Source organism: Streptomyces sp. L500 (genome assembly GCF_054551825.1).
On sequence record NZ_JBTOLC010000051.1, the window covers coordinates 15,000 to 38,994 of the forward strand.

Genomic DNA, 23,995 nt, shown 5'->3' on the forward strand with positions numbered 1-23,995 from the left:
GTATGTGAGGAGTGGCGGGACCGGCTTCACCGTCCTCGCCACTCCTCACGCGTTGTTCCGGGTTTCAGCGGTACGCGGCCTCGTCGACGGTGAAGCGGATGAACTCCCCCTCGGGCCACCTGTCGCCGCCGAACCACCATCCGGCGCGGACGGTGCGTGGCAACGTGAAGTCACCGAAGCGGGCCTCTCCCTCGAAGACCGCGCCGAAGGGGTGCTTCCCGTAGCCGCGTCCGTCGGGGTCACCCCACCGGAGCAGTGAGGCCGACTCGAGGCGCCCGGAAGGTGACACGCGCACCGTCACGGCGAACTCCTCCCGGCCGACGCGCACATGCGCCACGGCCTGCCGGTCGTCGTCAGCCGGCTCCCAGCGGACCGCCGTCCCCCGCGCCGTCGCGGGTACGAGCGGGAACTCACAGGCCACGCGGCCGGCCGCGCCGCGGGTGACGTCGGGGCCGGAGCCCGACATGACGGGCACGGCGCGCAGCAGCCGCCAGCGCATCTCGCCGGTTCCGCCGCTGTAGCGGTCGTACCCGCTGACGGGCAGCCCGGCGAGGTGCGACCGGGCGGCCCAGACCAGCCCTCGCGGCGGTGCGAGAATCTGACGGGCGCGGAAGCGCCGCCACGTGCCCATCCGGATCTCGCCGTGCGTGACCAGCTCGACCGTTTCCAGCAGAGGCGCGCCCGGGGCGATGGCGTGGGCGAGCCACCTGGTCACGGGCGCGGGCAGGCCATCGGTCATGTGCGGGGCGAACCGGGCCGGGGACACCGTGGGGGCGGCCAAGGCGGCCCAGTCCCGCCGTACCCGCCCGGGCGGCGCGGGTACGGCTGGCGGGGCGCCGCCCGGCAGTCGCGCCGGGCTCGTCGTGTGGCTGCCGTGGTGCGGGATGAATCGGGTCATCTTCACCTCCATGGGTGCGGTCCCGTCAGCAGGGCCCACGAGCCGACACTGGCTGTCTCCCGCCGGCCCGCGCCAGGGCCGAACGGCACGGAAGGGGCGACCGCCGGCCCGTGGGGGCCGGTGGCCCGGCCCGGCCTGAGCCGCGCCGGAACCTCGGTGCCCTTCGCCCGAGGTCCGTTCGGTCCCCCACGGACCGGCGTCCGTCAGGCCCGAGGGACCTTCGGCCCCGTGACTCCGGCTCGCCGGAGGTCCGACGGTAGGGGGAGCGCGCTGAGCCGCAAGGACTCCTCGCCCTGGAGACGCGCAGGAGGGCTCGTCCGGGGTCGACGTCCGGTGGGCACCGGTCCGCTGGACCGACGGCCGGGGCGTCTCCCACCTGGGTTTCACCGATGTTCCCGGCAGCACGCCCAAGGGCGGACCGGTCCAGGTGTCGAAGCAGCTGCGCACATGACGGCCGCGGTCGCGCCGTCCCCATCACTTCTCCCCTTTCCGGAGGCTCTCATGCCCGGCACGATCACCGTCGGAGTGGACGGAACCGACCACGGCCTCGCGGCGGCGGACTGGGCGGCTGCCGAGGCATCGCGCCGCGACATGGCGCTGCGGCTCGTTCACGCGTGGGTGTGGCAACCACTGGACACCCCCGTCGCCGCGGACGCGGACGTACAGCGGCGGTGGGCGGCCGATGTCCTGCGCGAGGCGCGGGAGCGGGTGACCGCTGCCTTCCCCGCTCTGGCCGTGACCACAGAGCTGCTTCCGGCCGAGGCCGTGCCGGCGCTGCTCTCCGAGGCGGCCGAGGCCGACCTGCTCGCCCTCGGTTCCCGGGGCCATGGGACGGTGGTCGGTCATCTGCTCGGTTCCGTCGCTCTGAAGGTGCTGCGTCAAGCGGTCCGGCCGGTGGTCCTGGTACGCCCGGCGCGCCGGGACGGGCCCGGGCCGGCCATCGACGAGGTGGTCGTGGGCGTGCAGGAGGTGGACGGGACCGGCGGCCCGGTGCTGGAGTTCGCCTTCGCCGCGGCGGCGGCACGCGGTGCGCGGGTACGGGCCGTACGGGCCTGGAGCGTCCCGACGGTCTTCGCCTGGAGCCCGGGATCGCTGGACCTGGCCGACGAGGCCGGTGGCCTAGAGCGGCTCGAGCGCGAGCGGCTGTCCGAGGCCCTGCGCCCGTGGCGCGAGAAGTATCCGCGGGTCGAGGTCGTCGAACACGTCGAGACCGGCAGCGCGGCGGAGGTCCTGCTCTCCAACGCCCCCGGCGCCGCCCTGATGGTGGTGGGACGCCGTCTCCCCGGGGCCCACGACCTCCGGCGGATCGGCTCGGTCACCCACGCGGCGCCGCACCACGCGCCCTGCCCCGTCGCCGTAGTCCCCCACCTGTAGCCCTCTTCCCCCCCCGGGTCCCCCGGGTACCGGCCGGTGCTGCCGCCGGCTCCGGTCAGCGCCGACCGGGGCCGGTGGCCTTCTCCTCGTCTCCGGTGCGCAGACGACTGACCACGCCGGTGACACCGTCCACCCTCCACGCCTGTCGTACGGCCCCCGGGATGTCGACAGTGGCCGGCACCTGGCCGTCCAGCATGACGAGCCCGTCGCTGACCGCGACGCGCACGGCCCCCTCGGGTGCCCGTGTCGCCCGGGAGAACACCTGCCCCTCGACGTCCGCGCGGATCGCGGCGTCGGTGCGCAGGAAGAGACGCATCAGATCACCGCGGGTCACGATGCCGATCAGCCGGTCCTCCTCGTCCACGACGGGCAGCCGGTTGACACGGTGACGGTCCATGACGCGGGCGGCGTCGACCCCGCGCTGTTCGGGGTGCACGGTGATCGCGGGGCTGGACATCAGCTCCGCCGCCGTGGCCCGGCGATCGCGCGTCTTCGTCAGGTCCTTCTCCGAGACCACTCCCACGACCTTGTCGTCCCGGTCGAGCACCGGCACGCCGCTGACGCGGCGTCGGCGCAGCAACCGTACGAGGCCGTCGAAGGACGTCTCGGGGCGTGCGCGCGCCACACGGGACGTCATGAGCTCGCCGACGATCAGGCTCTGCACGGGGTGTCCCTCCTCTCCTGCCAGATCCTTTCGGGACGTGTTCACGAACCCGCCCGGAACGGACGACCATCGATCCCCTCCAGCCTGCCCCTCCGCCCGCTTCCGCGCAGGGGCCGACCGGTCCCGTGGCCGGTCCTTCCCGAGGCGGGGCCGAGCAGCCCCTCGGAGGCGCCGGACCGCGGCCGACCGGGCCCTTGCCGAGGGCTTCCGTACCGTGGGTACGAGGATGGGCCCGTACGCGGGGTTCTTGGGGCCGTTGGGCCCTGTCCGAACGGCCCCGGCCCGGGGCAGGCTGCACGACGGAACCCGTCGGGGACGACCTGACGGGACGAGGGTGATGGAGAGTGTGGGTATGCCGGACAGTGCCACGGAGCAGGCCAGGACGACCAGGGTCTTTCTGCTCGACGACCATGAGGTGGTGCGGCGCGGGGTCCACGACCTGCTGGACGCCGAACCCGGCCTGACCGTTGTCGGCGAGGCGGGCACCGCCGAACAGGCCCTGACCCGCATCCCGGCCCTGCGCCCGGACGTGGCCGTCCTGGACGTGCGGCTGCCCGACGGCGACGGCGTGTCGGTGTGCCGGGAGCTGCGCTCCCGCATGCCGGAACTCGCCTGCCTGATGCTGACCTCCTTCGACGACGAGGAGGCCCTGCTCGACGCCATCATGGCCGGTGCGGCCGGTTATGTGCTCAAGCAGATCAGCGGCACCGACCTGGTGACGGCGGTCCGCACGGTGGCGGCCGGGCAGTCGATGCTCGATCCCGGAGCCACCACCCGGCTGATGGCCCGGCTGCGCGACGGGGGGACGAGCAAGGAGCAGCCGCAGGCCCTGGCGGGCCTGACCGACCGCGAACGGGAGATCCTCGGCCTCATCGGTGAGGGGCTGACCAATCGCCAGATCGGCCAGAAGCTCTACCTGGCGGAGAAGACGGTCAAGAACCACATCTCCCGGCTGCTGGCCAAGCTCGGCGTCGAGCGGCGCGTGCAGGCCGCGGTCATCGCCACCGAGGCACTGGTCGCCGAGCAGCAGCCCCCGCACCCCGGGCAGGGACACGCGGGCTGACGCGGAAGGCTGCGAGGTCTAGGCGCGGCCGAGCGGCGCCGTCCACACCAGACGGCTGCCGCCCTCGGCGGGAGACTCGATCTCCAGGCCGCCGCCTACGGCCTCCGCCCGTTCCGCGAGGTTGCGCAGCCCGCTGCGGCGCCCTCCCTCGGGGATGCCGACGCCGTTGTCGGCCACCGTCAGCAGCACCCGGTCGGCCGTGGCCCGCAAGCCCACCTCCACTCGCGTGGCGTGGGCGTGCCGGGCGACGTTGCTCAGGGCCTCGACGAGCACGGCGACGACGTGATCGGCCACTTGTGCCGAGACGTCGGTGTCCAGCAGGCCCTCCATGCTCAGCCGCGGCGGGAATCCGAGGTGGGTGGCGGCCTCGCCCACGGCCCGGGCCGCACGGGCGCGCAGCAGCGGACCGGGCTCGGAGTCCTTCGCGCGCAGCCCGAAGATGGTCGATCGGATGATCTTGATGGTGTCGTCCAGGTCGCCGACGGCTCGGGTGACGCGCTCGGCGGCTCCCGAGTGGTCGATGAACCGGGCGGCGCTCTGCAAGGTCATGCCCGTGGCGAAGAGCCGCTGGATGGCCAGGTCGTGCAGGTCACGGGCGATGCGGTCACGGTCCTCCAGCAGCGCCAGTTGCTCGGCGTCACGTCGCCGGTCGGCCAGCTCCAGCGCGAGAGCCGCCTGACCGGCGAACACCTCCAGCGGCCGGATCTCGTCCTCGGTGAACGGCGTCCGGCCGGCGGCGCGGGCCAGCAACAGCACGCCCGGCACTGCCCCGGCCTCCGTCCCCAGCGGCACCGCGACCGCGGGCCCCAGGCCCTCGAAGCGCCGTGGACCGGCGGCGAACCGTGCGTCACCGGCCAGGTCGACGCTGACCGCCCGGGACCTCGAGCCGTAGGCCTGCCCGGAGAGCGTGCCCGCTATCGGGAGCACGAGCCCGGCGCGCTCCTCGGTTCTCGTCCCGATCGCCAGCTCGACCTGGAGCTCCGTGTCGGACACCGGCACGGAGACGTCCGCCAGCACCGCCCCGGTGATCTCCCGGGCCCGGACCGCGATCATTTCCAGGACGTCCTGGCGTGCCGTGCCCGACAACAGGCTGCTGGCGATCTCACCGCCCGCCTGGAGCCACAGGTGCTGCCGCTGCGCCGCCTCGTACAGGCGGGCGTTGTCGATGGCCACACCGGCGGCCACGGAGAGTGTGGTGAGAACCGCCTCGTCCTCGGCGTCGAACTCCTGCCCGCCGCGCTTGTCGGTCAGGTAGAGATTGCCGAAGACTTCGTCGCGCACCCGGATCGGCACGCCCAGGAACGTGAACATCGGCGGATGGTGGGCGGGAAATCCGTAGGAGGCCGGGTGCGCCCCGAGCTCCTTCAGACGCAGGGGCTCCGGCTTGCGGATGAGCTCTCCGAGGATGCCGTGACCGGAGGGGAAGGGGCCGATCGCGTCGATCTCCTCCTGCGAGAGGCCCACCGTCAGGAACTGCGACAGCGTGCGTCCGTCCGGGCCGATCACTCCCAGCGCCGCGTACTGGGCGTCGACCAGCACGGCCGCGGCTTCGACGATGCTGTTCAGGACGTGGGTGAGGTCCAGCTCACGTCCCACGGACAGCACCGCTTCCAGCAGGCTGTGCACCCGGTCGCGGGTGCCACGGGCGTCGTCGATCCGCGTCTGCAGCTCGTCCAGCAGCTCGTCCAGGCGCAACCGCGGCACACGCGACGGCTTTTTGTCCCTGTCCACCGGCACCCTCCTCGTACGTCACCGGGCCGGGAGGCCCCGCGAGGACTCACGGTAACCGTCCTCGCCGACGTATTGGCCACGGGTGCGCGAACCCGCCGCACCGGGCCGAACGGTCCGGAGAACCGGGACCGTTCGGCTCTTTCCCCTCCATCCCTTTTGGCGATCTTCTGTCAGGGCGACCGGGTGCGCCGTGTCGCGAGGGGGCGATATACCGAACGGAGTCGATCGTTGATCGCTGTGGTGGGACACCCGGACCTGGCCGCGGGCACCTCGCTCGCGGCCGACCTGTGCGATCTGCTGGAGCGCCGCACCACATGGGCCTCGGTTCTGGTGCGCGCCGGAGCGGGTCTGCCCGTGATGGTGGGCCGGGCCGTGCGTGAGGCCGGCCGCAAGCTCGTCGTGCTGCTGCCCGCGCCGGCCCCGGGCGTCGCCCCGCTCGCCCCACGCGACCGGGCGGCCGCCGGCGAGCTGCTGGTACTGGCCGAGCAGGTACACCTGTTGCCGTACGACCCCGCCGACCGCGACGCCTCCGTGAGCGCCGACGAGCACCTCATCACATCCTGCCGACAGGTGATCGCGGTCTGGGACGGCTCCCCGTCCAACGGCCGGGATGCCACGGCGCACCTCGTCGCCTTCGCCCGCGCCCGGGGCATCCCGGTGGAGGTCTTCTGGCCGGGCGGCGCCCTCCGCGAGGCCTGGGGCGCGACGGCGGGGTCCGGCGATGGGCGCCGCCGTCAGCCGACGGCCGCGCCGAGCACCATGAACCCGGCGACCGCGGCGAGCAGGACGCCCATGAGCGGGGCGACGAACCGCAGGTAACGGTCGTAGGGGACTTTCGCCAGAGCGAGCCCGCCCATGACCACCGCCGAGGTCGGGGTGATCAGGTTGATCCAGCCCGAGGCCGATTGGTAGGCGGTGACGACCAGGGACCGGCTGACGCCGGCGAAGTCGGCGAGCGGGGCGAGAATCGGCATGGCCAGGGCCGCGTGGCCGGAGGAGGACGGGACGAAGAAGGCCAGCGGCAGGTTGACGAGGAACATCAGCACCGCGAAGAACCCGGACGAGGTACCCGACACCGCGCTCTGGAGCCGGTCGAGGATGGTGTCGGTGACGCTGGCGTTGTTCATGATGACGGTGACGCCCCGAGCCAGCATAATGATCATGGCAGCGCCGATGAAGTCCCCGGCCCCCGCCACGATCGCGCTGGTGGTGCCCTTCTCGCCGAGTCCCGCGACGAGTCCGACGGCCACCGAGGCGACGATGAAGAGCGCCGCGAGTTCGGGGAAGTACCAGCCGAGGGTCGGCAGGAAGGTGACGTTCAGGTCGGCCCAGGGGATCACGGCGAAGATCATGAAGACGAAGGTCGCCGCGAAGACGAGCAGGACCAGGCGTTGACGCCCGCTGAGCCCTTCGGCCCCGGCGCCCTGCCCGCGCAGTTCGTCGTCCTCGGGCCGCGGGGCGACCAGGGAGCGAGAGGGCGAGGCGAGGACGCGGTTGGCGTAGCGGACCACGTAGCCGGCGGCCAGGGCGGTGAGCACGGCCCACATCACCAGCCGCAGGACGATGCCGTCGCCCGTACCGATGCCGGCGCTGTCGGAGGCGACGCCGGTGGCGAAGGGATTGACGGTGGAGGCGAGGGTTCCGACGCCGGCGCCGACCATGATGACCGTCGCCCCGACCATGCGGTCGTAGCCCAGCTTGAGCACGAGCGGGATCATCAGCCCGTAGAAGCCCAGCGTCTCCTCCGCCATGCCGTAGGTGGTGCCGCCGAGGGAGAACAGGGCCATCAGCACCACCAGCAGAAGCGTCCGGTGCCGCTGGAGCCGGTCGGCGAGGCGGGCCACTCCCGTGGTCAGGGCGCCGGTGCGCAGGGTGACGGTGATGAAGGCGCCGACGGCCAGGACGAAGAGGAAGACGCCCGCGGCACCGAAGAAGGTGCCGCTGCCACCGGGGGCGGTGAGGGCCGAGTGGTCGTCGGTGACGCCGTAGAGCCCGTTGACCGGGGAGAGGAAGAGGTCCTTGAGCCGGGCGCCGAATCCCTGGGTGAGGTGGACGGAGTGGTAGGTGCCCGGAACGGGGCCGCCGTCCTTCGTCTCGTACCGGCCGGAGGGGATGACGAAGGTCAGGGCCCACACGGCGAGCGTGACGACGGCCAGCACCGTGAACGCGGAGGGGAAGCGGAGGGCTCTCTTACGGGGTGCGGCGGGGCCTTCGGGGGCCCCGCCGCCGGCCGGTACGGCCGGGGCGGGGGTGGGCGTCGAGGTGCTCATGGCCGGTCCTGCCACTGGTCGCCCGCGTCCTCGAAGGGGCGGCCGCTCGGCGTGACGACCGTGCCCGCGGTGCCGGCGAGGAGGGCGGCGGCGTCCTGGAGCGAGCCGATGGCGGCCGTGCCGCCGGTGAGTTCCACGAACCGGCAAACGGCCTCGACCTTGGGGCCCATCGAGCCCGCGGGGAACTCCTCGGCCCGCAGCCGGCCCGGTGTGGTGTGCCGGATCGGTTCGGCGTGGGGGGTGCCGTAGCCGCGGACGACCTCGGGCACGTCGGTGAGCAGCAGCAGGGCGTCGGCGTCGAGTGCCTCGGCGAGGAGGGCGGCGGTGAGGTCCTTGTCGACGACCGCCTCGACGCCGGTCAGCCGGCCGGCCTCGTCGCGTATGACGGGGACGCCGCCGCCTCCGGCACAGACGGCGACCGCGCCGGAGGTCAGCAGCAGCCGGATGAGACGGGTCTCGACGACGCGCTGGGGGTCCGGCGACGGTACGACCCGGCGCCAGTGGTCGCCGTCCCGCCGTACGGTCCACCCGCGTTCGACGGCGAGGCGTTCGGCCTCCTCCCGCTCGTAGACGGGGCCGACGAACTTGGTGGGGTGGTCGAAGGCGGGGTCGGCGGCGGAGACGAGGGTCTGGTTGAGCAGGGCGCAGACCTGACGACCGGGCAGGGCGTTCTGGAGGGACTGGAGGAGCCAGTAGCCGATCATGCCCTGGGTCTCGGCTCCCAGGACGTCGAAGGGGTAGGGCGAGGTGAGGGTGTGGTCGGCGGCGCTCTGCAGGGCGAGCAGGCCGACCTGGGGGCCGTTGCCGTGGGTGATGACCAGTTCGTGCCGGTGGGCGAGGGGGGCGAGGGCGGTCACGGCAGCCTTGACGTTGGCGTGCTGCACGGTTGCGTCCGGGCGGTCTCCCCTGCGCAGCAGGGCGTTCCCGCCGAGCGCGACGACGACGCGCATGAGGTCTCCTTGGACCGGTGGTGAGGGGGTGGGTGGTTCTAGTGGCCGAGGGTGGCGACGAGGACGGCCTTGATGGTGTGCAGCCGGTTCTCGGCCTGGTCGAAGACGACGGAGTGCGAGGACTCGAAGACTTCGTCGGTGACTTCCAGGGCGGTCATGCCGGTGCGGGCGAGAATCTCGGCGCCCACGGTGGTCTCGCTGTCGTGGAAGGCCGGCAGGCAGTGCATGAACTTGACCCGGGGGTTGCCCGTCGCCCCGACCACGTCCATGGTCACCTGGTAGGGCTTGAGGAGTTCGACGCGCTCGTCCCAGATCTCCTTGGGCTCGCCCATGGAGACCCAGACGTCGGTGTAGAGGAAGTCGGCTCCGGCGACGCCCTCGGCGACGTCGTCGGTGACGGTGATGCGCGCGCCGGTGTCCTCGGCCAGGCGCAGGGCCTCCTTGAGGACGTCGGGGCTGTTGCGCAGGCTCGCCGGGCCGATCATGCGGACGTCCATGCCGAGCATGGCACCCATGACCAGAAGGGAGTTGCCGACGTTGTTGCGGGCGTCGCCGAGGTAGGCGAAGGAGATCTCGTGCAACGGCTTGTCGGTGTTCTCCCACATCGTCAGCGCGTCGGCGAGGGACTGGGTGGGGTGCCATTCGTCGGTCAGGCCGTTCCACACCGGGACTCCCGAGTGGTCGGCGAGTTCTTCGACGGCGCGCTGGCTGCTGCCGCGGTACTCGATGCCGTCGTACATGCGGCCCAGGACGCGGGCGGTGTCCTTGATGGACTCCTTGTGGCCGATCTGGGAGCCGGTGGGCTCGAGGTAGGTGACGTGGGCGCCCTGCTGGCGCGCGGCCACCTCGAAGGCGCAGCGGGTCCGGGTGGAGGTCTTCTCGAAGATCAGGGCGATGTTGCGGCCGCGGAGGCGCTGCTGTTCGGTGCCGTTGTCACGGGCGGACTTCAGCTGTGCGGACAGGTCCAGCAGGTAGCGGAACTCCGCGGGGGTGAAGTCCAGTTCCTTGAGGAAGCTGCGGTGACGGAGGTCGAGAGCCATGGCCGGTTTCTCCTTGAAGAGTGGGTGCGGGGGTCAGACGGCGTCGCGCTGGATGGGGCAGCTCATGCAGCGGGGGCCACCACGGCCGCGGCCGAGCTCGCTGCCGCGGATGGTGATGACCTCGATGCCGCTGCGGCGCAGGTGGGTGTTGGTGGTGACGTTGCGTTCGTAGGCGACGACGACGCCGGGTTCGACGGCCAGGACGTTGCAGCCGTCGTCCCACTGCTCGCGTTCGGCCGAGTGGACGTCCTGCGTCGCGGTGTGGACGGTGATCGAGGGCAGCCCCAGGGCGTCGGCGATGGCGTGGTGCATCTCCTGCGGGGCGTGGTCGGTGATGCGGAGCCTCTCGCCGTCACCGCCCGGCTCGATGGTGACCGAGGGGAGCATGCCCAGACCGGCGTACTGGGTGAAGGTGTCACCGCTGACCATGGTCATCACGGTGTCGAGGTGCATGAAGCTGCGCTTCTTGGGCATCTCCAGGGCCACCACCCGGCGGGCCGAGCCGGCCGCGAACATCCGCAGCGCCAGCTGCTCGACGGCCTGCGGGGTGGTGCGCTCGCTCATGCCCACCAGGACGGCGCCGTTGCCGATGACCAGGACGTCACCCCCCTCGATGGTGGACGGGTGGTCGGTCTGCCCGCCTGACCACCGCTGGAACTCCTGCTTCTCGAACAGCGGGTGATGCGCGTAGATCGCCTCGAAGTGGACGGTCTCGCGGCGGCGTGCCGCCTTCTTCATCGGGTTGACGCTCACCCCGTCGTACACCCAGCAGGAGGTGTCACGTGTGAAGAGGTGATTGGGCAGCGGGGCCAGGACGAAGTCGTCGGGAGCCATGGTGTGGAGGCGGACGCTGGAGACGGCGCCGAGGCGGCTCATCAGCTCGCGCTTGGTCACCCCGCCGATGAGGCTCTGGGCAAGCTCGGCGGGGGCCATGGCGTCGAAGGCGGCCCGCATGCGGTCGGTGGCCAGGGGGCCGAACTCCCGCTCGTCGAAGACCCGGTCGTGCACCAGGGTGCGGGCGGCGGGCGTGGCGAGGGTCTCGGTGAGCAGGTCGGTCAGGTAGTGCACTTTGACGCCCCGGTCACGCAGGGCGTCGGCGAACGCGTCGTGCTCCTCGCGGGCGCGCTTGACCCACAGGACGTCGTCGAAGAGCAACTCATCCTTGTTCGTGGGGGTCAGCCGCTTCAACTCGAGGTCGGGGCGGTGCAGGATCACCTGCCGCAGTCGGCCGGCCTCGGAATCCACGTGGAAGGTCATGGGGGGGGCTCCTGAACGGAGTGGAAATGGAATGGAGTGGAATGGAGTGGGCTCGGGTTTCCGGACGGAACCCGACGCGCTCGCCTCCAGGGCCGTGAAGGCCCGGGCCTTCACGGCCCCTGTTCGAACGGTTCCACGGTGTCACGGCGGACTCAGGCTTCCGGGCCGCCACAGGTCCCCAAGAGCGGCCCGGGGGACCCCACTTCCGCAGGGACCACTTGCGTCACACCCGGGACCATCGGCCCGGGAACCCCCGGCCCAGGGACCGCCTCCCGCCGCCGGGGACCGATGATCCACGGCCGTGGCGCGTCTGCTGCCCGACTCCGCCGCCCCGGCCCGTTGGCCTCCGTGACGCTCCGGGAGTCGCCGGCCGACCTGCGTAACGACGACGGCCCGTCCTGCTCGCGCGGCTTCGCCCTCACGCGCGCGGACATGGCCGTCCCGGCCGTCCGGCGCGAGCAGGAGTGGAGTTTCAGCGGTGACGGCCGGCACAGGCTCCGCGTGCGCTACACCGGCGAGCGTCTCCTCCATCCGGAGGGCACGGTCACGTTCGTCTCCCGCGAGCGTGTCTCCGGCGGTGGGCCGCAGAAGCCTTAGGGCGTGCCGGTGCCCGGCGCCCGGCGCCGGTGCCGGTGCCGGTGTCGGTGTCGTTGGGCGGTGCACCGACAGCGGCGGCCTCAAGCTCGCGCGCTCCGATGGCCTGATCAGTATCGGCGGCACATGACGACAAGGACCTCTACGCCAAAGGCGCCCTGCCCCTCGCCCTCCTCGACGGACGCATGCGCGCCGTCTACCCGCATGACCCGCCCAAGGGCCGTCCGGCCGGAGCGGCACCCACCACACCGGCCGGGACGTCGGTCCGGGTTCAGGCGTGGGGCACCACGGCCACCGGACAGGGAGCGTGGTGCAGGGCCGCGTGGGCGACCGAGCCCACACGCCGTACGCCGTGCCCCCCGGTGGCGTGCCGCCCGACCACCAGGAGGGAGGCCGACTCACTTTGGGAGAGCAGGGCCTCCGCGGCACTGCCCAGTTCCACGTGCTCGGTGACCTCCACCCGCGGGTACCTCTCGCGCCAGGGACGCATGGCGTCGGCCAGGCGCTGTCGCTGCAGCTCCTCCAGGCCGCCGGCCTCGGCGGCGAGGTAGTAGGAGCCCGCACTCCAGGCGAATGCCGGCGGGATCGTCCACGCCTGCACGGCCCGGACGCGTGCCCCACGGGCCGCAGCGGCCTCGAAGGCGAACTCCAGCGCGGGCGCGGCGCTGCCGTCCTCCACGTCCGGTACGCCCACGACCACCTCCCCCGCCCCGTCCACCACGCGCCCTGCGTCCTGCGGACGTGGCCGGCGTACGAGGACGACCGGTGCGGTCGCCGCGCGCAGGACCCGCAGCGCGGTCGAGCCGATCAGGTGGCCGACGAGCGTGCCGTGGCCGCGCGAGCCCAGGACCAGCATGTCTGCCTCGACGGCCTCGGCCACCAGGGCCGGCATCGGGTCGTCGGGCAGGAGCCGGGTACCGACCTCCAGTTCCGGGTGGGCCGCCTTCACCCGGCGCTCGCCCTCCGTCAGTACGTCCTGAGCCCACTTCTGCTGGACGTCGGCGTCGGTGGCGATCGGCACGTCCAGGGGCCGCCACACCCAGGCGTGCACCAGGCGCAGCGCAGCGCCGCGGCGTGCCGCCTCGGCGGCCGCCCAGTCGGCGGCGGCGAGACTGTGATCGGTTCCGTCGATTCCGACGGTGATGGTGCGGGGCATCGGTGCCTCCGGTTGAGGGGCGGGAAGTGCTCGTCACCACTCTTCGGCACAGGACGGCACGAGGCCGAGGGCTGGAGGTCCCTCTTCATAGGGCCGGGAAGGCCGTGCGTGCCGGGCACCGGACCCTGCCGGCGAGCGGATCACGGGGCGGGCTCGTAGCGGCAGGCCCGCAGGCCGTTGTCCACCGTCCGCGGTCCGCCGCTCGGCGTGATCGCGCGCTTGAGCAGGGCGTCGGTCGGCAGGACCACGGTCAGCTCACGGTCGCGGTCGCGGTCACGGTCGATCCGGCCGGGGGCGAGGGGGCGACGTCGCGTCAGGTAACCGGAACCAGGGCCACGGGGCAGTGGGCGTGGTGCAGCACGGCGTGGGTGACGGGGCCGAGTTGGAGACCGAGCGGGTGCCGGGGCCGGTGGGTGGCGAGGACCACGACGTCTGCGTCGGCGCTCGCCTCGACGAGGGCCTGCCCCGCGCCCTGGTACACCGACTCGGTACGGACCTCGACGTCCGGGAACTCCTCGCGCAGCACGGCCGTCGCGAACGCCGGCACGGCGGCCTGGCACCGCCTCTGATCGTCGGATCCCTCCCAGTACAGCTCCGCGGCGGGCAGGACGCCCGGTACCCCCCGGTGCTGCCAGGCGTGCAGCACGCGCAGCGCGGCACCGCGCCGCCGCGCCTCCTCGAAGCCGAACCGCACGGCATCGTCGTCCGCCTCCGAGGCGAGACCCACCAGGACGACGCCACGGGAGGGAGCGTTCCCGCCACGCACCACCAGCAACGGCCCGGTGCAGTGAGCGGCCACCCGCAGCCCGACCGAGCCCAGCAGCAGACCGGTGAAGCCGCCGTGCCCCCGGGTGCCGACCACGGTCAGGCCGGCGCCGCGCCCCGCCCGGACCAGGGCACGGGCCGCCGGCTCGGTGGTGAGGTGCGGCATGGTCCGCAGGTCCGGGAAGCGGGAGCGAACCCGTTCCAGGGCCGCGTCCATGACGGTACGACCGGCGTCGTAGAGCATCTGTCCCTCGTCCGGCCTCGTCCCCGCGGCCGGCGGCTGCCGCTTCTCACGGGGGTCCGTGTCGGCCTTCGGGAGGTGCAGACCCCAGGGCCAGCCGCAGACGACCTCCAGCGAGGCAGTACGCCGCTCGGCTTCCTCGGCAGCCCTGTCGAGGGCCAACAGCGCCGGATCCGAACCGTCGAAACCGACCACCACGCGCTCGGCGTGCGGAGCATCTGTCCGAAGCATCATGTTCTCCAAGGGCGATGGGCCGCGCGGCGACGGCCAGGGCGCGGTGACCAGGTGCGGGCGGGCCCACCGGGAGGCGTAGGCGGGGACGGTCGCGGCGCCGTACGGGGGTGAGGGCCGGCGATGTGGCCGGACCCGGTCCCGTCACCGGTGGACCCGTTACCCAGGTTCGGCCACCGGGGGCCTTCGCCCCAGGGGCCGTACGGTCCAAGTGGGGCCCGAAGGTCCCCGTCTCGCGGCCGCGGCCGAGCCGCTGTCCGAAGCCGTGACGGCGGGGGCAGCGCCCAGAGCTCCGCGCACGTGCCCGCATCAACGCACCACGCGACGACTACACTCACGGTCACCCAGCGGCAGATGCGGCATCGCGTTGGTGCGGGGGAACCCGCGGAACCATTTTTTGGTCGCAGGCTCTATCCCTGCTCAGTGCTGGGGACGTGGACCGTATCCGGTCGAACATCGCCCGCCAACGGACAGGGGCTACGCCTTGACCCGCGGCCACCGCGCGATCTTCGGGAGTCCACACAACCCTCGATGATCACTCGGTGGCCGTACCTATTCCCAGCCCCGCTCCTGCGTCGCTTCGGGTGCGATGCAACACCGTGTCCTATGCGGTGCCGGGACCGTCAAGGAAGCGAAACAGCACGGCGGCCTCCGCGCGGAGCCGCGCGGCTCGGTCAGCGTGCGCGGGCGCAGTCAACTGTGCTGCGGCCTCCAGACGCTCGGCGGCCTCGGCGCGCACGACATCCACCACACCGTGCTCGCTCAGCTCACGCCGCGGTACTTCGGTGGCGCCGGCACCAACCGGCGACTGCTCAAGGGCCACGCTTCGGAGCTCAGCTTCGTCCACGGGCACGGCCTCAGCGTTGTCCAGCGCGGCAAGTGCCGCGCGCAGGGCGCTCACTGCGGCCTTGTCACGGGCGCGCATCGCTTCCGGCAGTGCTTGACGCATGCGAAGACGTAAAGACATGCCGGTGACCCTATGGCGGCGCCCCTGGACCCACAACGCGATGAAGGACGTTTCAGTCGGCGAGCCCGGGGGCGTGGCCAGGCTGGGGGTGGAGGGCCGGCGGTGGAGGGCCAGTCGGGGTCACAGAGGTTGGAGAGGCGGCAACAGCACGCCATTCGGGTGAATTATGCCCCTAAGCCTGTTCTTGTGTGGTGTGTCGGCTTCTTCTGTGGGTGTCACGGCGTTTCGCCGGGGCCGCTCGCGCGACATTGCCGCGCCATCCGGTGCGACGGGCGAGCTGTCGAAGCCCGAGAAAGGGAGTGCGCGATGGAGCAGAACGACATCGTGCAGGAGATGGTGTACGAGTCGCCGGAGCTGGTGGAGGTCGGCGGCTTCACCGAGGTAACGCTGGGCGGGGGATCCATGTGGGCGGATTACCTCACCGCCATGGACTACTGACCGCCCCGTGCCTGGCGTGGTGAGTTTCACGTTCCTTCCCGATACCGACGACGCGGTCTGCGCGGCCCGTGTCCTGTGTGAGATGCCGGGTGCGCAGGTGATCGCGCATGCTTCGGGCCGGCCGTGGCTGGTGGGTCGCTGGCCGGCAGGGGAAGTCCGTGTCGCCGCGGCCGGGTCGACACGAGTGGTGGTGGCCGGGTACAGCCCGGTCACCACCACAGAACTGACGAAGGCCGCCGCGCGCCTGTCCGATCCGCGGTCCGCGGATGCCGTGGCGCGCCCCGGCTGGGGGGCTGTGCGCATCTTCTGGTGAGCCTTGCCGGCCGTGTCCGTGTCCAGGGGACGGCCTCGGGAGCGCGGGCCGTCTTCCACGCCTGCCTGGGCCGGTTCACCCTTGCGGGCGACCAGCCGGAGACCTTGGCCCGTCTGAGCGGTGCCGTCCTCGACGAGGAGTTGCTGGCGGCGCGTCTGCTCAGCCCGCTCTTACCGCATCCACTGCGCGAACGCCCTGTGTGGCGTGGGGTGGAGCAGGTGCCGCCGGATCACTGGCTGCTGATCGAACCTGACGGCAGCTCCAGCGCGGTGCGCTGGTGGCACCCACCCGCTGCCGAGTTGACGTTGCACCAGGGCGTACCGAGGGTGCGGCAACGGCTGATCGAAGCCGTGAGGGGACGGGTGGCCGCTGCCGGTGCCGTGGTCAGCAGCGACCTGTCCGGTGGACTGGACTCCGCGTCGGTGACCTGTCTGGCCGCCCAGGCGGCCGCGCGGTTGGTCACCGTGCGGGTGGCGGAGCTCGATCCGGGCAGCGACGACGCGCGGTGGGCCGGCCGGATCGCCCGACACCTGCCACAAGGTGAAAGCGTGCTGCTGGAGTACGGGCAGGTGCCGACGATGTTCGCCGGCCTCGACACAGGCGCGGGTATCTCCCTGGCCGGGGAGCCCGTGTCCTGGGTGCGTACAGGGGCGAGGTTCGCCGACACCTGCCGCCGTGTGGCCGCCTTGGGCTCGACACTGCACCTGTGCGGTCACGGGGGCGACGAGCTCTTCCACCTTCCGCCCGCCCACCTGCACTCCCTGATCCGCACCCACCCCCGCGCCGGGCTACGGCATGCGCACGGCCGCCGGGCCATCGCCCACTGGCCGCTGACGGCCACCTGGCGGGCGCTGGCCGATCCCCGCGGCTTCCCCGCCTGGCTGGCCCACTCGGCGCGGAACCTGCGGGCTCCGCAACCATCGCCCTACCAGCCACAGCTGGGCTGGACCGCCCCACTGCGCCTGCCCGCCTGGGTGTCCGACGACGCAGTCCACGCGGTCCGCCGACTCCTGCTGGACGCCGCGCAGAACGAGCCCGAACCACTGGACACCGGGCGCGGCCCCCACACCACCCTGGACCTGATGCGAGCCGCCGGCGCAATGATCCGCCAGGCGCACCGGATCGCCGCCACCCACGGCGTGCGTCTCGCAGCCCCCTACCTCGACGACCACGTCATCGAAGCAGCCCTCGCCGTGCGCCCGGACCAGCGCGGAGGCCCGGCCCGCTACAAGCCCCTGCTCGCCGAAGCCATGCGCGGCATCGTGCCCGAGGACATTCTCGCCCGGAGAACCAAGGGCAACTTCGGCGAGGACTCCTACGACGGACTCCGCCACCACCGCAACACCCTGCTCGAACTGTTCAACGGCTCGGAACTCGCCCGCCGCGGACTGGTGGACGACCACGCCGTCCAAGCCGGCCTACGCACTGCTCACCCCATGCTCGCCGGTCTCTCACTGGAGCCCACGCTCGCCTGCGAGACGTGGCTGCGCTCCCTCACCCGCTCCGGGCCCTCGCTCCCGGTCTCTCAAGGAGCAGCGTGACCTTCTCGCTGAAACCTCACGTCACCGCGACCGCCATCGAACACGGCACGGTCCTGCTCGACCAGCGCCGAGGCCGCTACTTCCAGCTCAACACCACCGGCGGCCTCATCCTGCGTACGCTCCTGGACAACGGCAGCCCCGAACAGGTGGCCACCATGCTGACCGAGCACTACGGCATCACCCTGCAACAGGCCCGCGGCGACATAACCCGGCTCCTCAACGCCCTGACCGCCGCGCGACTGGTCACCACATGAGCACCCCGTGCGCTCTCGAACCCGGCACGCCACCTCCCTGGCACCGCCGCGCCGCCGCGCGCCTCGCGGTCGCTGCCGCCCGCTTCATCGCGGCCCTGCCCCCGCGCCGCATCCGCACCACCCTGACACTTTTGCGTACCGGCGCCGCCCCGGCCACGGCCCCCCAGGCCCAGAGCGCCCGAGACGCCGTCGTCGCCGTCAGCCTCCGCTGCGCGGGCCAAGGCTGTCTTCAACGGTCCATCGCCACCGCCCTGCTGTGCCGCCTGGGTGGTACCTGGCCCACGTGGTGTACCGGCGTACGCACGGCTCCCTTCCGCGCCCACGCCTGGGTCGAAGCCGACGGCGTCCCGATCGGGGAAGCCGAACCGCCCGGCTACTACACCCCCACCCTCACCGTCCCACCCTCCAGGCGCCTCTGAGCCGCTTCACATCCGGGCCGCCGTTCCGTCGGCGAGGCGCAGACACGAGGAGGTCCTGCGCCGGCGCCAACGCTCCGGCAAGGGCGACGAGCCGGAAGGCTGAGGCACGGGTCAGCCGCTGGGGGCTTCTTAGCCCAGGTGTCGGTGCGGGGCCGGCCTCCTTGAGGCGGGCGGTGGCGGCGGTGACCTGCTCGGTGGTCTCGACCTCGACGCCGAGGTGGTCCAGGCGGGTGTCCTCCCCGCCCTCGCCTTCGATCAGGACGAGCTTGAGCGGCGGCTCGGCGATCGCGAAGTTCGCGTAGCCGGGGCGGCGCTTGGCGGGCTCGGTTCCGAACGGCTTGGAGTAAAAGGCGACGGAGCCTTCGAGGTCGGCAACGCGAAGGGCGAGCTGAACGCGGGACATGGCGGTCTCCCCGATCCTAGGTATTGATTCGACAGTTATCGATATTGCCGACGTTGCCACTCGCATAGATAGCTGTCAACATAGACGCATGTCGAATCTGGAACTGCCGGTGCTGGACCAGGACGACGCGGCCGCGTGCTGCTCGCCGATGGTCCGCGAGCCTCTGGGCGAAGAGGCCGCCCTCGTCCTGGCGAAAATGTTCAAGGCCCTATCCGACCCGGTGCGGCTGCGGCTGTTGTCGCTGATCGCCTCGCATGAGGGCGGTGAAGCCTGTGTCTGCGACCTGACCGGCCCGTTCGACGTGTCCCAGCCGACGATCTCCCACCACCTCAAGGTCCTGCGCGAGGCCGGGCTGGTCGGCTCCGAGCGCCGGGGGACCTGGGTCTATTACTGGGTGCTGCCCGCCGCGCTGGCCAAGCTCTCCGCTCTGCTCCAGGCCCCCGCCCGGGAGGCCGGATGACCGCGATGGCTCCGCTGGGCCGCCGGGCGGCGGTGGAGTTCACCGGGACCGCCTCGCTGGTCGCCGTGGTGGTCGGCTCCGGCATCCAGGCCGCCAAGCTGTCCAGCGACGTCGGCGTCCAGCTGCAGGCCAACTCGCTCGCGACCGTGTTCGGCCTCGGCGCTCTGATCCTGCTGCTCGGTCCGGTCTCCGGAGCCCACTTCAACCCGGCCGTGACCCTGGCCGCGTGGTGGACCGGACGCCGCGGTGGCCAGGGGCCGGGCCTGCGGGAGGTCGCCGCCTATGTCCCGGCCCAGACCGTCGGGGCGATCGTCGGGGCGATGCTGGCGAACGCGATGTTCGCCGAGCCGCTCGTGACCTGGTCGACGCATGACCGCCGGGCGCCTCATCTGTGGCTGGGCGAGGTCGTCGCGACCGCCGGCCTGATCCTGATGATCTTCGGCCTGGCCCGCGTCGGCCGCGCGCACTTCGCCCCCGTCGCGGTCGCCTCGTTCATCGGCGCCGCCTACTGGTTCACCTCCAGCACATCCTTCGCCAACCCGGCGGTGACGATCGGCCGCGCGTTCACCAACACCTTCGCCGGTATCGCCCCCGCCTCGGTGCTGCCGTTCATCGGTGCCCAGCTCGTCGGCCTGGCCGCCGGCGTCGCGCTGGTCGCCGTGCTGTTCGGCCGCCCGACGCCCGCCGTCGAGGACGCCGTCGTGCCCCATGCCGGCCACCGGCCTGCCCAAGTCGCCCGCTGACCCCAGCCCCGCCGCCCCGAAGATCAAGGACCCCTTTTCGTGAGCACTCCCGCTGTCCCCTCCGTGCTGTTCGTCTGCGTGCACAACGCAGGCCGCTCCCAGATGGCCGCCGCCTTCCTCACCCGCCTCGGCGGCGAGAAGGTGCAGGTCCGCTCCGCCGGCTCCGCCCCCGCCGAGGCCGTGAACCCCGCGGTGGTCGAAGCCCTGGCCGAGGTCGGCATCGACATCTCCGCCGAGATCCCGAAGGTCCTGACCGCCGAGGCGGTCCAAGCCTCCGATGTGGTCATCACCATGGGCTGCGGCGACGCCTGCCCGTACTTCCCCGGCAAGCAGTATCTGGACTGGCAGCTCGACGACCCGGCCGGCCAGGGCGTCGACGCCGTCCGACCGATCCGCGACCAGATCGAGCACCGCATCCGCGACCTCCTCACCGACCTCGGCATCCCGGCCCAACCCTGACCGCCGCCGGGCCCCCCGGAGCCCCGCTCAAATCCGTTTTACAGTCCCCGGCGGACCGAACCTGATGACGGGTGCGGTGCAGAGCCCGCTCGGCTGGAGAACAAGGATGGCGCGTCGTTTCAGCCGCTCGGATGCGTCCGAGCGCGTCGCCGGACTGCGCGAAGCAGCAGATGCGGTGCGCGGCGAGGAGCTCGTCGTGCTGCGCACCGACACGGTCTACGGAGTGGGCGCGGACGCCTTCGGCCCGGCGGCGGTCAGGCGTCTGCTGGACGCCAAGGGACGAGGGCGGAACATGCCCTCGCCCCTGCTCGTCGACTCTCGGCTCTCCCGGTGACCTGGAAGACCTGGTCGACGACCTGCCGGAGCAGGCGAGGCAGATGGTGGCCGTCTACCTGGACGCGGGCCCCACGCCGGCCGCCGTGCCGCCCTCGATCGTGGACATGAGCGGCGACGCTCCCGTCCTGCTGCGAGCGGGCGCGGTCGGCGCCGACCAGCTCCGCCCGCTCGCACCCGGTCTTCAGGAACGCTGAGCTCCGCCCGTCACGAGGCCAAGTCGGCCGCCACGTCGTCGAGGCCGCGGACGATCACCAGCCGAGCGGTCCCGTCAGCCGGCCGGTAGGACAGACCCGCCACCGCGGCGCGCCCGGCGTCCACCGCCTCCGCGAGGACGCGGGAGCGGTCCAGCAGCAGGTCTACGGTGTGCGTATGTGATCGGCAAGGAAGTCCTGGTCTTCTGTGCTCCCGGCGGCGCGGACGGCCGGCACGCTGGGCGTCACCCGTTCGATCACGTCCCGTACGTAGCCGCCGGCCGTCGTGCCGTCCTGAACGGCGGAGCGGGTTGCCGCGACCGCGCCGCACGCGTCGTGGCCGAGCGCCACGACCAGGGGCGCGCCGAGCACGCTCACTCCGTACTCGATGCTGCCCAGTACCTCCGGTCCCTCCCACATCATCGTCATGGGCGAGAGATACCGCTGGGCGCAGACCGCCCGATCTCCGCCTCCTCACTTCAGTGGCTTCCCGTCTGCCGCCCGGCATGCCGGAGTCGTCGCGGTCGTGTGGGGGACCGTGCACAGGTACAGGGGGCGTTCGGCCAGGGCCTGGTCGTCGGAGGGGATGTGGAAGGGGCGGTCCTGGGCGACGGTGTCCTTGACGTCGACGCTGTTGCGCAGTTGCTGCAGCACATTGGAGGCGCGCGGGGGAAGCTTGGTGCCCGTCCAGGTGCGGTAGATGGCTGCTGCCGCGGCGCGGAAGGAGTCGCTGCCGGCCGCGTGGTCGCTGTGGTGGTCGGATGAGAAGGCGATGTACGACAGGTCGACCGCCGTGTAACGGTCGAGGTGGGCGAACTCCGGGATCTCCGGATACTCGATGAGGGTGTCGACATCGGAGGCCAGGAACGGGAACGGTGTGCCGGCGGCGCTTCCGCACTCGGCCTGCACTTGGTTGAGGATCTTGGGGAGCTGGCTGCCCCGGGCGGCGAAGAGCGTGATGCCGTTGTCCCGGTTCAGGGCACAGATCTTCTTGGCCAGCTCGGGCAGGGCGCTGACCACGCCGGGCTGACCGAAGTCCGGCGTACGGACGACCTCCGGCTCCACGAGCTCGACTCCTTGGCCCGCCAGCTCGCTGCTGAGGTCCTGGCGGAGGTTGAGGCTGTAGCGATCCTTGTCGTCGTAGATGATGAGGGCCTTCTTGCGCTTGAGCTCCATGACGCGCCGGGTCAGGGCCCGGGCGAAGTGGCGGTTCGTGGGCTGGGTCTGGAAGTAGTTGGGGGTCTCGGTGGTCATGAAGTCACCGGATACCGCGGCCCCGATGACCGGCAGGTCGGGTGAGAGGCGATTGATCGTGTCGACGGACGCCTGACGGCTCTGCGAGATGCCGATGACGGCCAAGATGCTCGTACCGTCGCCGGCCAGCGCGTTGAGCCGGTCGACGGCTTTCGGCCCCTGAGCGAACGCGTAGCCGGCGTTGGCGACCAACAGCCGGAGGTACGGCCGCTCGGCATCGCCGACCGCTTGCTTGTTGAACTCGCGCTGGGCGTCGGCGGCGCCTTCGAGCTGGAGGACCCCGGCGGGAGTGAGCTGTTCGCCCTTGCCCTGTGGGTCGGCGGTCAGCGGGGACAGGAAGACCACCGTACGGTGCGCGCCGCGGTCGGCCACCCGGTTCTGGGCCCGGATCCGGTCCTGGAGCGTACGGAGCGGCTCCTGGCTGCCGCCGTCCGTGAAGTAACAGCCTTCCGAAGCCGTGTCGACACCCACCCGTACCCCCTGGGCGGCCCACATGTCGTGGCAGGCGTCCTGACGGGCCCAGTTCACCACGGGGACGGCGCCGGCCAGCACCGCGACGGTCACCAGGACGCCCAGATACGCGGACGGCCACGGCACCGAGCGCGGGGACACCGCCACGTTGATGTCGAGCCAGTCGCTCACCTCCGACTGGTCGTCCCCGGACAGGCGGACGCGCAGTTGCCCGTCCACCACCCCGGCGCCGGCGGAGCGGGCCCGGCCCTCCAGCAACGGCCGCAGGCAGTCGGCCGCCGCGGCCGGCGTCTGCACGCGCCCACGACTACCCGGGCCGTCCCCGCCTTCCTGCCCGTCGCGAGCACCCGGTAGTTGGTCCCCGAGAACACGGTCCGCGGCCAGTACCAGCAGCGGCAGTCCACGCCTGTGCAACTTGACCAGGCCGTCCAGCAGTCTGCGGGTGGCCGTGCTCGGTTCGTCCACACGCGGCAGCAAGACGATGAACGGCCACGCCCGGCGCCGGCGCCGTGGCAGCAGGATGCCTCTGCGGGCCGCGCGCACCAGGTCCACCGCCAGCGCTTCGAGCAGCAGGGACTGCCGCAGTGCCGCACGGTTGCGCAACTCGCCGTTCTTGCTCAGTGATACCGCCGCGGACAGGAAGCGGCTCGCCGCCGGACCGCCGGCGCTGCGCACCTTCGGGGCGTACCAGCGCAGACGCCGGGTGCCGTTCAGCCAGGTGCGGTAGACCCACTCCAGGGGCCAGGCCACCAGGACTGTGGCGATCGCACCCAGCCGCTCGCTGACCTGCCCGGCTCCACCGGTGCTGATGAAGGACCGCAGCCCCTTCAGGCCGGGCGTGTCGTTCTCCCAGGCCACGCAGAGCTTCTCGGCCAGCGTACGGCGCTGGGCGCGCGCGGCACCGGCGCCCGCGTCGATGTCCAGCACCCTGCGGCAGGTCCAGTAGGTGGACAGCGTCAGTCCGCCGGTGGCCTCGGGCATGGTCTGTTCCAGCTGCCTGGTCAGCTCGTCGAGCAGCACGACGTCGGGCTCGGCGGAACGCTGCGCCTGCTCCACAAGCGCCTCGCCGAGCAGCGCATGCGGGGCCACGGCCGCTCCGCTCGCATCGCGCAGCCGGTCGCGGTAGCCGGTGACGAACGCGGCGCCCCGCTCGTGGTTCCCTTCGAGGACGACCGCCGGCAGCTCCCGTCTGCCCACTGGCCGCCTGACGAGCCCGTCCAGCACGGTCACGAGTTCCTTGACGCCCGTCAGCGGTGGAATCCTGCCCATACCGCCCCCCTTACACACTGTTACTTGAAGGGGGGAACTCTCCCACCGGTAAGGGGCTCGGGCGGTCCATCCTTCGCTATTGACCGTCTTTGCAAGAAACCACTCCATGGGAGGGTGTCCTACGATCGCGGAGTGCCTGCACCGGCCTGGCGGACCAACCAGGCCACACATCCGTGGTTCCGGCTCGCACGGCCATCAACCTCGCAGCGACGACGAAACCGCTGGGATGCCCTCAGGCCGGGC

23 protein-coding genes and 3 pseudogenes are annotated in these 23,995 nt (G+C 72.1%); 13 read left to right on the forward strand and 13 right to left on the reverse strand.

Translation table 11 applies throughout. The features are described from left to right. Positions 1 to 64: 64 nt before the first annotated feature. Positions 65 to 898 (reverse strand): DUF6544 family protein, encoded by an 834-nt coding sequence (locus ACX9I7_RS28720; RefSeq protein WP_459388966.1) that lies wholly within the window; start codon positions 896 to 898, stop codon positions 65 to 67. 501 nt (positions 899 to 1,399) lie between these two features. Here ACX9I7_RS28720 and ACX9I7_RS28725 point away from each other — a divergent pair. Next, on the forward strand, positions 1,400 to 2,272 hold the full coding sequence (locus ACX9I7_RS28725; protein ID WP_459388967.1) for a universal stress protein: 873 nt from the start codon (positions 1,400 to 1,402) through the stop codon (positions 2,270 to 2,272). 55 nt (positions 2,273 to 2,327) lie between these two features. On the opposite strand, the gene ACX9I7_RS28730 is transcribed toward ACX9I7_RS28725, so the two are convergent. After that, complete coding sequence (locus ACX9I7_RS28730) at positions 2,328 to 2,936, reverse strand: CBS domain-containing protein (RefSeq protein ID WP_387570335.1); 609 nt, start codon at positions 2,934 to 2,936, stop codon at positions 2,328 to 2,330. Positions 2,937 to 3,288: 352 nt separating this feature from the next. On the opposite strand from ACX9I7_RS28730, the gene ACX9I7_RS28735 reads away from it, so the two are divergent. After that, a complete protein-coding gene (locus ACX9I7_RS28735) occupies positions 3,289 to 3,999 on the forward strand; it encodes a response regulator (RefSeq protein WP_387570332.1) in 711 nt (236 codons plus the stop codon). Positions 4,000 to 4,017: 18 nt separating this feature from the next. On the opposite strand, the gene ACX9I7_RS28740 is transcribed toward ACX9I7_RS28735, so the two are convergent. Then, positions 4,018 to 5,730: a sensor histidine kinase gene (locus ACX9I7_RS28740; RefSeq protein ID WP_459388968.1), complete on the reverse strand. Its 1,713-nt coding sequence runs from the start codon at positions 5,728 to 5,730 to the stop codon at positions 4,018 to 4,020. 228 nt (positions 5,731 to 5,958) lie between these two features. Between ACX9I7_RS28740 and ACX9I7_RS28745 the strand changes: the two are divergent. Next, positions 5,959 to 6,420 (forward strand): annotated as a pseudogene (locus ACX9I7_RS28745) (hypothetical protein); the annotation flags it as partial. A 44-nt stretch (positions 6,421 to 6,464) separates the two neighbouring features. Here ACX9I7_RS28745 and ACX9I7_RS28750 read toward each other — a convergent pair. Genes ACX9I7_RS28750 through ACX9I7_RS28765 form a run of 4 tightly spaced genes read right to left on the reverse strand, consistent with a single transcriptional unit; the run spans position 6,465 to position 11,247 of the window. Further along, complete coding sequence (locus ACX9I7_RS28750; RefSeq protein WP_459388969.1) at positions 6,465 to 8,000, reverse strand: YfcC family protein; 1,536 nt, start codon at positions 7,998 to 8,000, stop codon at positions 6,465 to 6,467. After that, the gene (gene arcC / locus ACX9I7_RS28755; protein WP_387570323.1) at positions 7,997 to 8,950 is read right to left on the reverse strand and encodes a carbamate kinase; all 954 of its coding nucleotides are present in this window, start codon (positions 8,948 to 8,950) and stop codon (positions 7,997 to 7,999) included. Before arcC ends, ACX9I7_RS28750 begins: the two co-directional genes overlap by 4 nt. A gap of 38 nt (positions 8,951 to 8,988) precedes the next feature. After that, entirely contained in the window at positions 8,989 to 9,990 is a 1,002-nt protein-coding gene (gene argF, locus ACX9I7_RS28760; RefSeq protein ID WP_387570320.1) for an ornithine carbamoyltransferase, read from the reverse strand. A gap of 33 nt (positions 9,991 to 10,023) precedes the next feature. Beyond that, positions 10,024 to 11,247 carry an arginine deiminase gene (locus ACX9I7_RS28765; protein WP_387570317.1) on the reverse strand — a complete coding sequence of 408 codons (1,224 nt, stop codon included), beginning with the start codon at positions 11,245 to 11,247 and terminating at the stop codon, positions 10,024 to 10,026. A gap of 348 nt (positions 11,248 to 11,595) precedes the next feature. Here ACX9I7_RS28765 and ACX9I7_RS28770 point away from each other — a divergent pair, with 348 nt between their 5' ends. Beyond that, positions 11,596 to 11,844, forward strand: a complete 249-nt coding sequence (locus tag ACX9I7_RS28770; protein WP_459388970.1) for a hypothetical protein — start codon at positions 11,596 to 11,598, stop codon at positions 11,842 to 11,844. A 268-nt stretch (positions 11,845 to 12,112) separates the two neighbouring features. Here the strand turns inward: ACX9I7_RS28770 and ACX9I7_RS28775 are convergent, their stop codons facing one another. The 3 genes from ACX9I7_RS28775 to ACX9I7_RS28785 all read right to left on the reverse strand — a co-directional run bounded on the left by ACX9I7_RS28775 (position 12,113) and on the right by ACX9I7_RS28785 (position 15,159). Continuing rightward, positions 12,113 to 12,997: a universal stress protein gene (locus ACX9I7_RS28775; RefSeq protein ID WP_387570311.1), complete on the reverse strand. Its 885-nt coding sequence runs from the start codon at positions 12,995 to 12,997 to the stop codon at positions 12,113 to 12,115. 313 nt (positions 12,998 to 13,310) lie between these two features. Then, positions 13,311 to 14,234 (reverse strand): universal stress protein, encoded by a 924-nt coding sequence (locus ACX9I7_RS28780; RefSeq protein WP_459388971.1) that lies wholly within the window; start codon positions 14,232 to 14,234, stop codon positions 13,311 to 13,313. Between the two features lie 604 nt (positions 14,235 to 14,838). Next, positions 14,839 to 15,159: a hypothetical protein gene (locus tag ACX9I7_RS28785; RefSeq protein ID WP_387571184.1), complete on the reverse strand. Its 321-nt coding sequence runs from the start codon at positions 15,157 to 15,159 to the stop codon at positions 14,839 to 14,841. Positions 15,160 to 15,507: 348 nt separating this feature from the next. On the opposite strand from ACX9I7_RS28785, the gene ACX9I7_RS28790 reads away from it, so the two are divergent. Genes ACX9I7_RS28790 through ACX9I7_RS28810 form a run of 5 tightly spaced genes read left to right on the forward strand, consistent with a single transcriptional unit; the run spans position 15,508 to position 18,166 of the window. Next, positions 15,508 to 15,639 carry a lasso RiPP family leader peptide-containing protein gene (locus tag ACX9I7_RS28790; protein WP_387570305.1) on the forward strand — a complete coding sequence of 44 codons (132 nt, stop codon included), beginning with the start codon at positions 15,508 to 15,510 and terminating at the stop codon, positions 15,637 to 15,639. Between the two features lie 7 nt (positions 15,640 to 15,646). After that, a complete protein-coding gene (locus tag ACX9I7_RS28795) occupies positions 15,647 to 15,952 on the forward strand; it encodes a hypothetical protein (protein ID WP_459388972.1) in 306 nt (101 codons plus the stop codon). Next, positions 15,949 to 17,493, forward strand: coding sequence for an asparagine synthase-related protein (locus tag ACX9I7_RS28800; RefSeq protein ID WP_459388973.1), 1,545 nt, complete (start codon positions 15,949 to 15,951; stop codon positions 17,491 to 17,493). Before ACX9I7_RS28795 ends, ACX9I7_RS28800 begins: the two co-directional genes overlap by 4 nt. Next, on the forward strand, positions 17,490 to 17,747 hold the full coding sequence (locus ACX9I7_RS28805; RefSeq protein ID WP_459388974.1) for a lasso peptide biosynthesis PqqD family chaperone: 258 nt from the start codon (positions 17,490 to 17,492) through the stop codon (positions 17,745 to 17,747). Before ACX9I7_RS28800 ends, ACX9I7_RS28805 begins: the two co-directional genes overlap by 4 nt. Beyond that, positions 17,744 to 18,166 carry a lasso peptide biosynthesis B2 protein gene (locus ACX9I7_RS28810; RefSeq protein ID WP_459388975.1) on the forward strand — a complete coding sequence of 141 codons (423 nt, stop codon included), beginning with the start codon at positions 17,744 to 17,746 and terminating at the stop codon, positions 18,164 to 18,166. The genes ACX9I7_RS28805 and ACX9I7_RS28810 overlap by 4 nt, the downstream gene beginning before the upstream one ends. Here ACX9I7_RS28810 and ACX9I7_RS28815 read toward each other — a convergent pair. Beyond that, complete coding sequence (locus tag ACX9I7_RS28815) at positions 18,138 to 18,569, reverse strand: VOC family protein (RefSeq protein ID WP_459388976.1); 432 nt, start codon at positions 18,567 to 18,569, stop codon at positions 18,138 to 18,140. The genes ACX9I7_RS28810 and ACX9I7_RS28815 overlap by 29 nt on opposite strands. Before the next feature lie 88 nt (positions 18,570 to 18,657). Between ACX9I7_RS28815 and ACX9I7_RS28820 the strand changes: the two genes are divergently transcribed. The 4 genes and pseudogenes from ACX9I7_RS28820 (at position 18,658) to ACX9I7_RS28835 (ending at position 20,761) form a co-directional block, all read left to right on the forward strand. Then, the gene (locus tag ACX9I7_RS28820) at positions 18,658 to 19,029 is read left to right on the forward strand and encodes an ArsR/SmtB family transcription factor (RefSeq protein ID WP_387570288.1); all 372 of its coding nucleotides are present in this window, start codon (positions 18,658 to 18,660) and stop codon (positions 19,027 to 19,029) included. Continuing rightward, positions 19,026 to 19,772 (forward strand): aquaporin, encoded by a 747-nt coding sequence (locus ACX9I7_RS28825; RefSeq protein ID WP_459388977.1) that lies wholly within the window; start codon positions 19,026 to 19,028, stop codon positions 19,770 to 19,772. The genes ACX9I7_RS28820 and ACX9I7_RS28825 overlap by 4 nt, the downstream gene beginning before the upstream one ends. A 39-nt stretch (positions 19,773 to 19,811) precedes the next feature. Beyond that, positions 19,812 to 20,231 (forward strand): arsenate reductase ArsC, encoded by a 420-nt coding sequence (locus ACX9I7_RS28830; protein WP_387570283.1) that lies wholly within the window; start codon positions 19,812 to 19,814, stop codon positions 20,229 to 20,231. A 106-nt stretch (positions 20,232 to 20,337) separates the two neighbouring features. Then, positions 20,338 to 20,761: pseudogene (locus ACX9I7_RS28835) on the forward strand (L-threonylcarbamoyladenylate synthase). Between the two features lie 10 nt (positions 20,762 to 20,771). On the opposite strand, the pseudogene ACX9I7_RS28840 reads toward ACX9I7_RS28835, so the two are convergent. Both ACX9I7_RS28840 and ACX9I7_RS28845 read right to left on the reverse strand, forming a co-directional pair. Beyond that, positions 20,772 to 21,169 (reverse strand): annotated as a pseudogene (locus tag ACX9I7_RS28840) (carbonic anhydrase); the annotation flags it as partial. 63 nt (positions 21,170 to 21,232) lie between these two features. Next, complete coding sequence (locus tag ACX9I7_RS28845; RefSeq protein ID WP_459388978.1) at positions 21,233 to 23,752, reverse strand: ABC transporter substrate-binding protein; 2,520 nt, start codon at positions 23,750 to 23,752, stop codon at positions 21,233 to 21,235. Between the last annotated feature and the right edge of the window lie 243 nt (positions 23,753 to 23,995).

What these genes read in the sequence shown, in the direction of transcription:
- ACX9I7_RS28720 (WP_459388966.1), bottom strand. Translation starts at nt 898, where the DNA reads ATGACCCGATTCATCCCGCACCACGGCAGCCACACGACGAGCCCGGCG.
- ACX9I7_RS28725 (WP_459388967.1), top strand. Translation starts at nt 1,400, where the DNA reads ATGCCCGGCACGATCACCGTCGGAGTGGACGGAACCGACCACGGCCTC.
- ACX9I7_RS28735 (WP_387570332.1), top strand. Translation starts at nt 3,289, where the DNA reads ATGCCGGACAGTGCCACGGAGCAGGCCAGGACGACCAGGGTCTTTCTG.
- ACX9I7_RS28750 (WP_459388969.1), bottom strand. Translation starts at nt 8,000, where the DNA reads ATGAGCACCTCGACGCCCACCCCCGCCCCGGCCGTACCGGCCGGCGGC.
- arcC (WP_387570323.1), bottom strand. Translation starts at nt 8,950, where the DNA reads ATGCGCGTCGTCGTCGCGCTCGGCGGGAACGCCCTGCTGCGCAGGGGA.
- argF (WP_387570320.1), bottom strand. Translation starts at nt 9,990, where the DNA reads ATGGCTCTCGACCTCCGTCACCGCAGCTTCCTCAAGGAACTGGACTTC.
- ACX9I7_RS28765 (WP_387570317.1), bottom strand. Translation starts at nt 11,247, where the DNA reads ATGACCTTCCACGTGGATTCCGAGGCCGGCCGACTGCGGCAGGTGATC.
- ACX9I7_RS28775 (WP_387570311.1), bottom strand. Translation starts at nt 12,997, where the DNA reads ATGCCCCGCACCATCACCGTCGGAATCGACGGAACCGATCACAGTCTC.
- ACX9I7_RS28780 (WP_459388971.1), bottom strand. Translation starts at nt 14,234, where the DNA reads ATGCTTCGGACAGATGCTCCGCACGCCGAGCGCGTGGTGGTCGGTTTC.
- ACX9I7_RS28785 (WP_387571184.1), bottom strand. Translation starts at nt 15,159, where the DNA reads ATGCGCGCCCGTGACAAGGCCGCAGTGAGCGCCCTGCGCGCGGCACTT.
- ACX9I7_RS28790 (WP_387570305.1), top strand. Translation starts at nt 15,508, where the DNA reads ATGGAGCAGAACGACATCGTGCAGGAGATGGTGTACGAGTCGCCGGAG.
- ACX9I7_RS28810 (WP_459388975.1), top strand. Translation starts at nt 17,744, where the DNA reads ATGAGCACCCCGTGCGCTCTCGAACCCGGCACGCCACCTCCCTGGCAC.
- ACX9I7_RS28815 (WP_459388976.1), bottom strand. Translation starts at nt 18,569, where the DNA reads ATGTCCCGCGTTCAGCTCGCCCTTCGCGTTGCCGACCTCGAAGGCTCC.
- ACX9I7_RS28820 (WP_387570288.1), top strand. Translation starts at nt 18,658, where the DNA reads ATGTCGAATCTGGAACTGCCGGTGCTGGACCAGGACGACGCGGCCGCG.
- ACX9I7_RS28825 (WP_459388977.1), top strand. Translation starts at nt 19,026, where the DNA reads ATGACCGCGATGGCTCCGCTGGGCCGCCGGGCGGCGGTGGAGTTCACC.
- ACX9I7_RS28845 (WP_459388978.1), bottom strand. Translation starts at nt 23,752, where the DNA reads ATGGGCAGGATTCCACCGCTGACGGGCGTCAAGGAACTCGTGACCGTG.